Raw genomic sequence first — 13,272 nt, 5'->3', positions numbered from 1 at the left:
CGGCCGGTTGGCGCGCTTCAGCGCTGACGCAGTGGCGACTCAGTGCCAGCCGCGATGTTGGTCGTAGTGACCGCGCGCATAGTCGCCGCGGCCCGGCGGATGGTGGCGATACCAGTCGTTGCGCGCCCAGTAGCGATGGCCGTCCCAGTAACGGTCGCCATGCCAGCCGATCACGATTTGCGGACCGCCGTAGTACACGGGAGCCGGCTGATAGACGACGGGCGGCGGCGGAGGCGGCGGCGGTGCGTAGACCGGCGCCGGTGCGACGTAGACCGGCGCGGGAATGCCGATATTGACCCCGATGTTGAGCCCCGCGGCCATCGCGGCACCCGATGCAGCCAACGTCAACACGCCGAGCACAAGCGGAACAAGACGAGCGGACTTCATTGATCACCTTTGTAGGAACATGTTTTGTTGGCGGAAATATAACGCAAAGGCAGCAACACGCGTATTTCAACTTTGTAATAACTGATGCTGAAAATCGCCTCGCCGGCGGCGGCGTAATGTCTGGTTACACACGCCAGACGGCGGTGAAAAAGCACCCTCCGCACGGGCGCCGGCTCGCGGCCTGGCTGGCATCTCGAAAACGAACATTTTAAAGTTCGAAAGAACATATCTGTTCGATATTCCTCACCATAGTCATCCGATCACCGCTCGTAGAAGAGGTAAAAAAATATCAACTTATCCAGACAAATCAAGGGATGACGTGGCAACAACTATGGTTTCCACGGATATCCAGGTCGTTTCCAAGTGATAGGATGACTGCCATTGAAAACCAATAAATGTTCGAATTCGCGCATACCCGAGCACTGCGTCGGAAGCAACCGCTCAATGCGCCACGGAGACTGATTTTGAAAACGATCAAGGGATTGCGCTGGTGGATCATCGCCCTCGTGTGCGTTGGGACGATCGTCAACTATCTGTCGCGCAACGCGCTCGGCGTGATGGCGCCCGAGCTGATGAAACTGCTGCACATGAACACGCGGCAGTATTCGTACGTGGTCGGCGCGTTCCAGGTCGGCTATACGGTGATGCAGCCCGTCTGCGGCCTGATCATCGATCTGATCGGCCTGCGCCTCGGCTTCGCGCTGTTCGCGTGTCTGTGGTCGCTGACCGGCGTGTTCCACGGTTTCGCGGGCAGTTGGTTTTCGCTCGCGGCGCTGCGCGGCTTCATGGGCCTGTCCGAAGCGGTCGCGATTCCGGCCGGCATGAAGGTCGTCGCCGAATGGTTTCCCGATCGCGAGAAATCCGTCGCGGTCGGCTATTTCAATGCGGGCACCTCGCTCGGCTCGCTGCTCGCGCCGCCGCTCGTCGTTTTCCTGTCGCTGCGCTACGGCTGGCAGAGCGCGTTCGCGGTGACCGGCGCGCTCGGCTTCGTGTGGGCCGCCGCATGGTTCGTGCTGTACCGCTCGCCCGCCGAGCACAAGCGCGTGAGCGATGCCGAGCGCGCCGCGATCGTCGAAGGCCAGGCACCGCCCGCCGCGCGCCGCGCGAGCGTGCGTGAAGTGCTGCGCACGCGCCGTTTCTGGGCGATCGCGCAAGCGCGCTTTTTCGCCGAGCCCGCGTGGCAAACGTTCAGCTTCTGGATTCCGCTGTATCTCGCCACGCAGCGTCATATGGATCTGAAGCAGATCGCGATGTTCGCGTGGCTGCCGTTTCTAGCCGCGGACCTGGGCGGTCTGTTCGGCGGCTATCTGTCGCCATTCCTGATGAAGCGTTTTCGCGTGCCGCTGATCTGGTCGCGCATCTCGGGCGTCGTGCTCGGCGCGCTGATGATGATCGGGCCGGCCTCGATCGGTCTCGTCGCGTCGCCCTACCAGGCCATCGCCCTCTTCTGCGTCGGCGGCTTCGCGCACCAGATGATCTCGGCGCTCGTCAACACGCTCGCCGCCGACGTATTCGATCCGGGCGAAGTCGGCACCGTCGCCGGCTTCGCGGGCATGGCCGCGTGGATCGGCGGCCTCGGCTTCTCGCTGATGGTCGGCGCGCTCGCCGATTCGATCGGCTACACGCCGCTGTTCGGTGCGCTCGGCGCATTCGACATCATCGGCGCGACGCTGCTGATCATCCTGATGCGCGGTGTGCCGCGCCACGGCCGCGCGCGCCGCGCCGAACTGAGCGTCAACACTGCTGCCTGACCTTCCTCGAAGACTCATCATGCGTTCACAGATCAATCTCAAACATCCACCGCGCTTCGCGCTCGCCCCCCACGCTGGCAACCCGGCGGCCAACCCGGTCGTGCTAAGCGCGCAGTCGAATTGCCGCATCGAGCTGTTCGTGCTCGCCGAGGACATCATCCGCGTGCTCGTGCTGCCGGACGGCGAAACGCGCGGCCCGCGCACGTGGGCGATCGCGCCCGGGATGGACGACGTGCCGCTCGAAGGCCGCGAGCGCCGCGACCTGAGCGGCTTCACGCCGCCGCCGTTCACGGTGAACGAAGCAGCCGGTCACATCGTGATCGAAACGGCGCGCGTGCGCGTGAGCGTGGCGCTCGATGGCGGCGCCTGCGCCTGGGACATCCTGCACGAAGGCACATGGCATCGCGTGATGAGCGATCGCAAGACCCAGGCGTACAACTTCGGCTGGTGGGACTCGCGCGTCTATCACTACCTCGAGCGGCGCCGCGACGAAATGTACGTGGGCCTCGGCGAGCGTGCCGGCTCGCTCGATCGCGCGCGGCAAAGCTACGAGATGCGCAACATCGACGCGATGGGCTACAGCGCGCGCACCACGGACCCGCTGTACAAGCACATCCCGTTCTACGTGACGTGGCAGCCGCAGACGTCGACGGGCTTCGGCCTGTACTACGACACGCTCGCCGATTGCCGCTTCGACATGGGCCGCGAGCTCGACAACTATCACGGCCACTATCGGCACTTCATCGCCGAACACGGCGATCTCGACTACTACTTCATCGCATCGCCCGGCTCGCCGCTCGACGCGGTGCGCCGCTTCACGTGGCTCACCGGACGTCCCGCGTGGATGCCGAAGTGGGGCCTCGGCTACTCGGGCTCGACGATGAGCTATACCGACGCGCCGGACGCGCAACAGCAGATGGGCGAATTCATCGAGCGTTGCCGCGAGCACGACGTGCTGTGCGATTCGTTTCATCTGTCGTCGGGCTATACGTCGATCGGGCCGAAGCGCTACGTGTTCAACTGGAATCACGACAAGTTTCCGGACATCGACGGCTTCGTGCGGAGCTATCTCGATCACGGCGTGCGTCTGTGCGCGAACATCAAGCCGTGTCTGCTGCAAGACCACCCGGCGTTCGACGACGTCGCCCACGCCGGCCTGTTGATCGAAGCGCCCGATGGCGATCCCGCATGGGTGCAGTTCTGGGACGAAGTCGGCGCGTACCTCGACTTCACGAATCCCGCGACGATCGACTGGTGGAAAGCTCGCGTGAAGGACGCACTGCTCAAATACGGCATCGCGGCCACCTGGAACGACAACAACGAGTTCGAGATCTGGTCGCCGCATGCGATCGCGCGCGGCTTCGGCAAGCCGTATCCGGCACACCAGGCGAAGGTGCTGCAGACGCAGCTGATGATGCGCGCGTCGCACGACGCGCAGCGCGAGCACGCGCCTGACAGGCGCCCGTTCCTCGTGTCGCGCTCGGGCGGCGTCGGCATGCATCGCTACGTGCAGACGTGGTCGGGCGACAACTACACGTCGTGGGAAACGCTGCGCTTCAATCTGAAGATGGGTCTCGGGCTCGCGATGTCGGGCGTGTCGAATAGCGGTCACGACATCGGTGGCTTCTCGGGTCCGGCGCCGGAGCCGGAGCTGTTTGCGCGCTGGGTCGGGTTCGGCATCTTCCTGCCGCGCTTTTCGATTCACTCGTGGAACGACGACGGCACCGTCAACGAGCCGTGGATGCATCCCGAAGTCACGCGGCACGTGGCAGACCTGATCAAGCTGCGCTATCGCCTGATCCCTTATCTCTACGAGTTGCTGTGGCAATCGCATAGCGCGTACGAGCCGGTGCTGCGGCCGCTGTTCGCGGAGTTTCCGCACGATCCGCGCTGCCTCGTCGATGGCGACGACATGATGCTCGGCTCGTCGATGCTGGTCGCGCCAGTGGTCGATCCGGGCCAGAGCACGCGCGCCGTGTATCTACCGGCCGGTTCGCGCTGGGTGTCGTACTGGAGCGGCGAAACGTTCGACGGCGGCCAGACCGTCACGTTGCCCGCGCCGTTCGAGCGGCCGGTGTTCCTGCTGCGTGAAGGCAGCGTGATTCCGCTCAACATCGCCGAGCAGCATTTTGGCCGCCCTGCCGACGAACGCGCATTCCTCGCCGTGCCGTATGCCGACGCGGGCACCGCGCAAGGCGGCTCGATCGAGGACGACGGCGAGACCGAAGCCTGGCGCAACGGCGAGCAAGGCCGCTGGAACGTCACGCTGACGGGCGACGCAAACACTTTGCGGGTGACGCTCGAGCGTTCGCAATGGATGCCGCGCGTGCAGCCGCAAGTGCGCGTGTTCGTGCCAATGCGCGAAACACGCGCGGTCGTCTGCGCTAACGGCACGCTCGTCACCGATCACACCGCGCACGGCTGGCGCTGCCTGACGATTTCGGTGCCGCACTGAACAACCCACCGCACCGGCCTGAGGGATCAGGCCGTCCCATCAGTCTGGAGACATCCCAATCATGAAAATAAACCAGCGCGCGCGCACCCGCGCGTTCGTCCTCTGCTGCCTGCCGTTCGCGGGCACCGCGTTGTCCACCAGCGCATCGGCGCAAAGCAGCGTCACGCTGTATGGCGTCGTCGACAATGCGTTCGCCTATGCCAGCAACCAGAAGGGGCATTCGAATTTCTACATGAGCCAGGGCAACCTGCAGGCGAGCAAGTTCGGCTTCCTCGGCTCGGAAGATCTCGGCGGCGGCACGAAGGCGATCTTCCGGCTCGAGAGCGGCTTCAATTCGCTGACTGGCGCGCAAAGCACCGCGGGCTACCTGTTCAATCGCCAGGCCTATGTCGGCCTCGCGAACGACCCCTACGGCACGGTGACGCTCGGCCGCCAGTACACACCCTACTTCCAGATGGTCGGCGCGCTCGGACCGACCGGCGTGCTGACCGGCGCGACCGGCGCGCACCCCGGCGATCTCGACGCCCTCGACACGACGCTGCGCTTCAATAATTCGGTAACCTACCTATCGCCGACGATCGGGGGCCTGCAGGCAAGCGCGCAGTATGGTCTCGGCGGCGTGCCCGGCAGCGTCGCGAACGGCAGCCTGTTCAGCGCGGCGCTGCGTTATGACTTCCAGCCCGTGTCGCTCGCAGCCGGCTACGTGAAGCTGAAGGACATTTCGACGAGCGCGGCGCTCGGCAGCTTCGCGATCAACTCGCCGGTCAACAACGGTTACGCGAGCGCGCGCAGCGCGCAGCTGTTCGCCGCGGCGGGTCGCTATACGTGGCACGATCTGATGGTGGGCCTCAACTACTCGAATGTGCAGTACGCGCCGGGGCACGGCTCGCTGTTCTTCGACAAGGCCGTGTTCAACACGTACGGTGCGATCGCGACGTACCGGATCACGCCGAGCTTGACGGTCGGCGGCGGCTATAGCTTCACCCAGGCAAGCAAGGCGAACGGCATCAGCGATCCGGCGCACTATCATCAGATCTCGCTCGAACAGACCTACAACCTGTCGACGCGCACCACGCTGTACGCGCTCGAGGCCTATCAGCATGCAGGCGGCAAGTCGCTGATCTCGTCGGGCAGCGGTGTGACCATCGCCGACGCGGTCGCGGTGGTCGGCGACTCGCAGAACACGACGCCGTCATCGGGTCCGTCTCAGTTCGTCGGCATGGTGGGGTTGCGGCACGCGTTCTAAGCGAGGCGGTCTCGGTCAGCGGCACGACGGGATCAGTCATGCGGACTCCTTGCCTGCCGCGCCGGATCTGGCGCGGTTTTCTGCGGACCAGCGTGGCGGGCTAACGGCGCCATGCATTGATCAGCAGACCTGCCTATTCACGTAGGACGTGGTCACACGCTGGAGGGCTGGGAATGCCGCTGACATCGCTGAAGTAGCGAGCGAGATCAAAATCTCGCCGCGCACAAACAAAAACCCCGCAGAGCCTAGACTCTGCGGGGTTTCGCCACCATTGCTGGCGGAGACGGAGGGATTCGAACCCTCGATCCAGGTTTTGGCCCAGATGCTCCCTTAGCAGGGGAGTGCCTTCGACCTCTCGGCCACGTCTCCCAAACTTTCTGTCGCACAGGGAGTCAGTGCGACGAAGCAAAGATCATAGCGGGCCGGGCCGATAAGGTCAATGTCTGACGAACATTATTTGTGCCAACGTGGCGTCTCATCACGCAATTCATTCACATGAACGCCACAAAACAAACGGGACGCTCCAGAGCGCCCCGTTTTTCCCGCCACTTATGCCTGATCGAGTTCGAAGGCCTTATGCAGCGCGCGTACCGCGAGCTCCATGTACTTTTCGTCGATCAACACCGAAATCTTGATCTCCGAGGTCGAGATCATCTGAATGTTGATGCCCTCTTCCGACAGCGTGCGGAACATCTTGCTGGCGATGCCGACGTGCGAGCGCATCCCGACGCCGACCACCGACACCTTCGACACCTTCGGGTCGCCCAGCACCTGCTCGGCCTGGACGTGCGCCTTCACCGTGCCGGTGAGGATTTCCATTGCACGCGCATAGTCGCCGCGGCCGACCGTGAACGTGAATGCCGTCTTGCCCTCGACGCTCTGGTTCTGGATGATCATGTCGACATCGATATTCGCGTCCGCCACCGGGCCGAGAATCTGATACGCGATGCCCGGCTTGTCGGGCACGCCCATCACGGCGATACGAGCTTCGTCGCGCTGGAACGCGATACCCGAGATGACTGCTTTTTCCATGGTCTCGTCTTCTTCAAAAGTAATCAGGGTGCCCGACTTCGATTCTTCGTCGAGTGGCATCAGCGGATCGGTCAGGCTCGACAGCACGCGCGTTTTCACCTGATATTTGCCGGCGAATTCCACCGAGCGGATCTGCAGCACCTTCGAACCCAGGCTGGCCATTTCCAGCATTTCTTCGAACGTCACGCGGTCGAGCCGGCGCGCTTCTTCAACGACGCGCGGGTCCGTCGTGTACACACCGTCTACGTCCGTGTAGATCAGGCACTCGTCGGCCTTCAGCGCGGCCGCGACCGCGACTGCCGACGTGTCCGAGCCGCCGCGGCCGAGCGTCGTGATGTGGCCGTCCGGGTCAATGCCCTGGAAGCCGGTGATCACGACCACCTTGCCGGCTGCGAGGTCTTGCATGACGCGCTCGCCGTCGATGTCGCTGATGCGCGCTTTCGTAAACGCGCTATCGGTCTTGACCGGCACCTGCCAGCCTGCGTAGCTGACCGCTTCGACGCCGGCTTCCTGCAGCGCGATCGCGAGCAGACCCGAGCTGACCTGCTCGCCGGTGGCGGCGATCATGTCGAGTTCACGCGGGCTCGGTTGAGTCGTGATTTCTTTCGCGAGGCCAAGCAGGCGATTGGTTTCGCCGGACATTGCCGACGGCACGACGACCATCTGATGGCCGGCCTTGTGCCATTTCGCGACGCGCCTGGCGACGTTCTTGATGCGCTCGACCGAGCCCATCGAGGTGCCGCCGTATTTATGTACGATGAGTGCCATTGTCGTTCTGAACTGGAAGAGAAACCGCGCTGGCGCGCTGGAGACGACCGCACAGAAAGCACAGGGGCGCAACGTCTCGTGAACGGCGGCAAAGTGTGTGGCGGCGTAGATGCAGCACGCGTGCAGCACGCGCGGATTTGCCCGGGATGAAATCGCAAATGGCTGATCGGAATTGAACGGCGACGACGGATCACGCACGCCTGCCGACACTAACGACCGATAGCGACAAAAGCGACGGCGAAATCGGGTCGGGCAAACAAGCTAAAGTACCTGATTAGGCGCAAAAAGACAAGACGCAACGAGCGCTCAAATGCGTCGAATCAGGCCTGCAATGGCCTGTTTTATCGTTGATTTGCGCCCTGTTTCACGCTTTCGACATCTGCACGCACGGCTTGCGCGACTGTCCGACCGGCGCTCAGGCGATCAGCAGATCCTCGCGCCAGACGATTTTCAGGCACGCTTCGCGCTCCGGAGATGCGTCGCGCACAGTCCCGCGATTCACGCCGATCAGCGGCACGAACAGCAGTTCATCGCCAACGTAAAGCAATGGCACGTCGCGCTTCCATGCGGGAATGCCGCGCTCCTGAAACAGGTTCTTCAGCGTGCGGCTCGGCGTGTTCGGCACAACGACGCGCATGCGTTCTCCGCCGCGGCGCGCCCGCACGCTTAGAGAGGCTCGTTGCAGGACGCTGACGGGAACGATGTCGCATGCTTCGTTACGTGGCGCTGCGTGCGCTGCGTCGGCTACGTCGGAAGCAGCGGCTGCATCCACGATCGCGAACACGAACGTGCCGCGCCATTGCGGCAAATGCCAGATCTCTTGCCCTTGCCACGCGAGTTCACTGATCTTGCGCTCGACGAGCGCGGTTTCGTCGGCGGGTTCGCTGCTATCGCCGGCCTCCCAGTAGACAAGGCCGCGATAGCTGCGCAACGCATGCCCCGCATGATCGATGCGGAGCCGATGTCCGTCCTGCCCCGCAGCCACTTCGCGCAACTGCCGCAGTGCATCCGCGACACGCGCGCTCGATGCCGCGACGAAGCCGAGCGTACGCATCCAGTAGCGCAGCAGATTCAGCGCGCGATCGTCGTCGAGAGCGAGCAGCACGTCGTGCGCGAGGGCGCGTCCTTCATCGCGCGACGCGCTTTCCATGTCGGCGCGCGCGAGCGTGTCGAGCAATCGCTGCGCCGCTGCCGAATGCGCGGCCGTGCGCGCGAGCGCATCGCGAAAGCCCGGGAAGTGCACCGCGAGCACCGGCATCACCTGATGACGCAAGGCGTTGCGCGCATAACGCGTATCCGCGTTCGATTCGTCGTCGATCCAGCGCAGCTTGCGCGCGCTCGCATAGTGTTCGAGCTGCGCGCGCAGCAGATGCAAAAGCGGCCGCACACGTGTCGTCGACGCACCTGTCGGCAGCGTGCCGGGCGCCATCGCCGCGAGACCCGCGAGCCCCGCGCCGCGCAGCAGTTGCAGCAGCACGGTCTCGGCCTGATCGTCCGCATGCTGCGCGAGCCATAGCGTGCCAATGCCGTGCGTTGCGCACATCGCTTCGAGCGCGCGGTAACGCGCGTCGCGTGCCGCGGCCTCGATGCTCAGGCCCGGCGCGCGCGAAACATCCACGCGTCGCGCGTCGAATTCGACGCCACGTTCGCGCGCGAAAGCCTCGCAGTGCGCGAGCCAAGTATCGGCATGTGGACTCAATCCATGATGCACGTGCAGCGCGATACAGCGCGACGCACCCGCGACGCGCACCGCCGCATCGAGGAGCACGCTCGAATCGACTCCGCCGCTGAATGCGACCGCAATGCGCGCGTTCGAATCGAGCCCGGACAGCGCGGCGCCGAGCGCCTCGATCACGAGGCGCTCGGCGGATGAGTCGGCGGTGGTGGTCACGTCGTTAGCGAGGAAAGCGCCGGTGGATGAAAGAGACAGGCCAACGCGCGGGCTTATGCGCCCGGCGTCGTTTCCTTGAATTTGCCGTACGCCATCAGCCGTTGGAAACGGCGTTCGCGCAGGTCGTTGGTGCTCATACCCTGGAACTGGCGCAGCGAATCGGCGAGCGCACGGCGCAGCATCGCCGCCATGCCCTTCGGATCGCGATGCGCGCCGCCGAGCGGCTCGTTGACGATCTTGTCGATCAGACCGAGCGCCTTCAGACGATGCGCGGTCAGGCCGAGCGCCTCCGCTGCTTCCGGTGCCTTGGCAGCGCTTTTCCACAGGATCGATGCGCAGCCTTCCGGCGAGATCACCGAGTAGGTCGAGAACTGCAACATCAGCACGCTGTCGCCTACCGCGATAGCGAGTGCGCCGCCCGAGCCGCCCTCGCCGATGATCGTCGCGATCAGCGGCGTCTTCAGCTCGGCCATCACGTACAGATTGCGGCCGATCGCTTCGGACTGGCCCCGCTCTTCCGCGCCGATGCCCGGGTACGCGCCCGGCGTGTCGATGAACGTGAAGATCGGCAGGCCGAACTTCTCGGCGAGGCGCATCAGCCGCTCGGCCTTGCGATAGCCTTCCGGACGCGGCATGCCGAAGTTGCGCAGCGCGCGCTCCTTGGTGTCGCGGCCCTTCTGATGACCGATCACCATGCACGCCTGGCCGTTGAACCGCGCGAGACCGCCGACGATCGACAGATCGTCCGCGAAGCTGCGGTCGCCATGCAGTTCATGGAAATCGGTAAACAGCTCGCTCACGTAGTCGAACGTGTACGGACGCTGCGGATGACGGGCGATTTGCGAAACCTGCCACGGTGTGAGGTTCGCATACAGATCTTTGGTGAGCTGCTGGCTCTTCTTGGACAGCCGCTCGATCTCTTCCGAAATATCGACGGCCGAGTCGTCCTGCACGAAGCGCAATTCTTCGATCTTCGCTTCGAGTTCAGCGATCGGCTGTTCGAAATCCAGAAACGTGGTCTTCATTGGTTGTAATCCTTGGACTTACCGGGCAGCGCGTATTCTAACCGCGTGCGCCGATGTCAAAACCATTTCTCAACTATCGACATCATATACGCGATAGTCTTTGAAACGGCTTCGTTTCCTGTTCTTCTTTAGTAGTCGACCGGTAACGGATCGAGACTACGCCACATGTACCAGGTCGCCACCGTGCGCCACGGCTCCCAGTTCGCGGCAACCTCGCGCGCTTCGCTGCGCGTGACGGGTTCGCCGCTGAAATAGTTGACGCTGATCGCGCGGATCAGGCCGAGGTCGTCGAGCGGTAGCACGTCGGGACGCGACAGGTTGAAAATCAGGAACATCTCCGCGGTCCAGCGGCCGATGCCGCGAATCTGCGTGAGTTCGGCGATCACCGCCTCGTCGTCCATCGACGTCCACTTGCCGACGTGCAACGCGCCCGACACGAAATGCCTCGCGAGATCGAGCACGTACTCGGCCTTGCGTTTCGACAACCCGCACGCGGTCAGCTTCTCGAGACCGAGCTTGATGAACTGCTGCGGCACGAGCTTCGGACACGCGACTTCGACCCTCGCCCACACGGCCTGCGCCGAGGCGACCGAGATCTGCTGGCCGACCACCGAGCGCGCAAGCGTGACGAAAGGATCGCCACGACTCAGCAAATGCACGGGGCCGAACTTCGGAATCAGCTTCTTCAAAATGCGATCGCGCTTGACGAGATCCGCGCACGCCTTGTCCCAATACGCGGGACGCGTGACTTCAGGCGCGAGACCGCCGATCTGCACCGGCACCGCGACTTCGTTCGCGAGCGATGCGACACCGGCCGCTTCGCCGCCCGCGCTGGCCGTGCTCGCCGAGGTGGCCGAGGTGGCCGAGGTGGCCGATACGCGCGTCTTGCGCACGACTTCGCCCGCGTTCTTGTCGCGCACGAGTTCCTGCACGTCGCCGGCGAGCTCGGCCGCGAGTTTGGCCGGCAACGCACCGTTGCCCTTCGCACGCGACGCCGTTTTCGCGCGTTTCGCAGGCGCGTGCGCAGCTTCAGTGCCCGCGCCATTGAGCGAGCGTTTGGCCGCGCTCTTCTTTGCCGCGGCCGAGTCGGCTTTCGCCGCCGTCCCGCCCGCTTTCGAGGGCGCTTTGTCTACCGCGCCGCCGCCCGCACGAGTCGACTGAGCTGCGGCAGCCGATGCCGCGGCAGCCGATGCCGCGGCTGCCGCACTGGTTTGAGACGCCGCGCGTTTAGCCGGCGTCTTCGTGGCCGTTGCCATCCTGCCTCCTGCCTGGCGAGTCGTTCAGAGGGAAGTACGAGGTGCGCTCACACGCGCCGCCACTCGGTCAACCCGCCGGGTTTGTCTTCAAGGGCAACGCCGGCATCGAGCAATTCGGCCCGGATCCGGTCTGCTGCCGCATAGTCCTTTGCCTGCTTGGCGGCGATGCGCGCGGCGATCTTCGCTTCGATCGCGGCGGGCTCGAGCGCGCCTTCGGCTGCAGCACCCGCTGCCTGCTGCAGGTATGCACGCGGTTCGCGTCCGAGCAGCCCGAGCATCGCGCCAAGCGCGCGCAATTGACGGGCCAGCGCGGGGTCGCGCGTGCGGTTCACTTCGGTGGCCAGTTCGAACAGCACCGACACGGCCACCGGCGTGTTGAAGTCGTCGTTCATTGCCGCCTGGAAACGCTGCGCGTGCGCTTCGTTCCAGTCGAGCACGGCGCTATCGGGCGTCACGTCTTTCAACGCCGTGTACAAACGCGCGAGTGCATTGCGCGCGTCGTCGATATGTACGTCGCTGTAGTTCAACGGCGAGCGGTAATGCGCCCGCGCGATGAAGAAACGCACCACCTCTGCATCGTACTGCGCGAGCACTTCGCGAATCGTAAAAAAATTGTTCAACGACTTCGACATCTTCTCATTGTCGATCTGTACGTAGCCGTTGTGCATCCAGTAATTGACGAATGTTTGTCCGGTCGCGGCCTCACTTTGCGCGATCTCGTTTTCGTGGTGCGGAAACTGCAGATCCTGGCCGCCACCGTGAATGTCGAACTGTTCACCGAGCAGCGTGCAGCCCATCGCCGAGCACTCGATGTGCCAGCCGGGACGACCGCACCCGTACTTCGAATCCCAGCCGGTGTCGGCCGGTTCCTCGGGCTTCGCCCGCTTCCACAGCACGAAGTCGAGCGGGTCCTGTTTCGCGTCGTTGGCCGCGACGCGTTCGCCAGCGCGCAGGTCTTCGAGCGACTTGCCCGACAGCTTGCCGTAGCCTGCGAATTTGCGTACCGCGTAGTTGACGTCGCCGTCGCTCGCCTGGTAGGCGTAGCCGTTTTTCTCGAGCGTCTCGATCATGCCGAGCATCTGCGGAATGAAGTCGGTCGCGCGCGGCTCGATGTCCGGACGCTCGATGCCGAGCGCGTCCGCATCTTCATGCAGCGCGGCGATGAAGCGATCGGTCAGCGATTTGATGGTTTCACCGTTCTCGACTGCGCGCTTGATGATCTTGTCGTCGATATCGGTAATGTTGCGCACGTAAGTCACGTTGTAGCCAAGCGCACGCAACCAGCGCTGCACGATGTCGAACACGACCATCACCCGCGCATGACCGACGTGACAATAGTCGTACACGGTCATCCCGCAGACGTACATCCGCACGACACCTTCGCGCAGCGGCACGAAAGTCTGTTTGTCACGCGCGAGCGTGTTGTAAATGCGCAGAGATTCCATAGAGAGCGGTGCGTGG

At 63.9% G+C, this 13,272-nt stretch carries 9 protein-coding genes and 1 tRNA gene; 3 read left to right on the top strand and 7 right to left on the bottom strand.

Annotated elements, in window-relative coordinates; genetic code table 11:
- Positions 1 to 39: 39 nt before the first annotated feature.
- Positions 40 to 387 carry a hypothetical protein gene (locus HDG37_RS15365; RefSeq protein WP_184049013.1) on the bottom strand — a complete coding sequence of 116 codons (348 nt, stop codon included), beginning with the start codon at positions 385 to 387 and terminating at the stop codon, positions 40 to 42.
- Positions 388 to 851: 464 nt separating this feature from the next.
- Here HDG37_RS15365 and HDG37_RS15360 point away from each other — a divergent pair, with 464 nt between their 5' ends.
- The 3 genes from HDG37_RS15360 (at position 852) to HDG37_RS15350 (ending at position 5,839) form a co-directional block, all read left to right on the top strand.
- The gene (locus tag HDG37_RS15360) at positions 852 to 2,138 is read left to right on the top strand and encodes an MFS transporter (RefSeq protein WP_184049010.1); all 1,287 of its coding nucleotides are present in this window, start codon (positions 852 to 854) and stop codon (positions 2,136 to 2,138) included.
- 19 nt (positions 2,139 to 2,157) lie between these two features.
- A complete protein-coding gene (locus HDG37_RS15355; protein ID WP_184049007.1) occupies positions 2,158 to 4,593 on the top strand; it encodes a glycoside hydrolase family 31 protein in 2,436 nt (811 codons plus the stop codon).
- Between the two features lie 61 nt (positions 4,594 to 4,654).
- On the top strand, positions 4,655 to 5,839 hold the full coding sequence (locus HDG37_RS15350) for a porin (RefSeq protein ID WP_184049004.1): 1,185 nt from the start codon (positions 4,655 to 4,657) through the stop codon (positions 5,837 to 5,839).
- Between the two features lie 275 nt (positions 5,840 to 6,114).
- On the opposite strand, the gene HDG37_RS15345 is transcribed toward HDG37_RS15350, so the two are convergent.
- The 6 genes from HDG37_RS15345 to cysS all read right to left on the bottom strand — a co-directional run bounded on the left by HDG37_RS15345 (position 6,115) and on the right by cysS (position 13,256).
- Positions 6,115 to 6,208 (bottom strand) — tRNA-Ser (locus tag HDG37_RS15345).
- A gap of 180 nt (positions 6,209 to 6,388) precedes the next feature.
- Positions 6,389 to 7,639: an aspartate kinase gene (locus HDG37_RS15340; RefSeq protein ID WP_184049001.1), complete on the bottom strand. Its 1,251-nt coding sequence runs from the start codon at positions 7,637 to 7,639 to the stop codon at positions 6,389 to 6,391.
- 415 nt (positions 7,640 to 8,054) lie between these two features.
- Complete coding sequence (gene tilS, locus HDG37_RS15335; protein WP_184048998.1) at positions 8,055 to 9,530, bottom strand: tRNA lysidine(34) synthetase TilS; 1,476 nt, start codon at positions 9,528 to 9,530, stop codon at positions 8,055 to 8,057.
- Positions 9,531 to 9,583: 53 nt separating this feature from the next.
- Positions 9,584 to 10,555, bottom strand: coding sequence for an acetyl-CoA carboxylase carboxyltransferase subunit alpha (locus HDG37_RS15330; RefSeq protein ID WP_184048995.1), 972 nt, complete (start codon positions 10,553 to 10,555; stop codon positions 9,584 to 9,586).
- Between the two features lie 128 nt (positions 10,556 to 10,683).
- Positions 10,684 to 11,811, bottom strand: a complete 1,128-nt coding sequence (locus HDG37_RS15325; RefSeq protein ID WP_184048993.1) for a DNA-3-methyladenine glycosylase — start codon at positions 11,809 to 11,811, stop codon at positions 10,684 to 10,686.
- Between the two features lie 47 nt (positions 11,812 to 11,858).
- Complete coding sequence (cysS, locus tag HDG37_RS15320; protein WP_184048990.1) at positions 11,859 to 13,256, bottom strand: cysteine--tRNA ligase; 1,398 nt, start codon at positions 13,254 to 13,256, stop codon at positions 11,859 to 11,861.
- Positions 13,257 to 13,272: the final 16 nt, after the last annotated feature.

This window comes from Paraburkholderia sp. MM5384-R2 (assembly GCF_014201025.1).
Taxonomy (GTDB): domain Bacteria; phylum Pseudomonadota; class Gammaproteobacteria; order Burkholderiales; family Burkholderiaceae; genus Paraburkholderia; species Paraburkholderia tuberum.
Note: the sequence above shows the minus strand (reverse complement) of the source record. Positions and strands in the feature narration are given on the sequence as shown.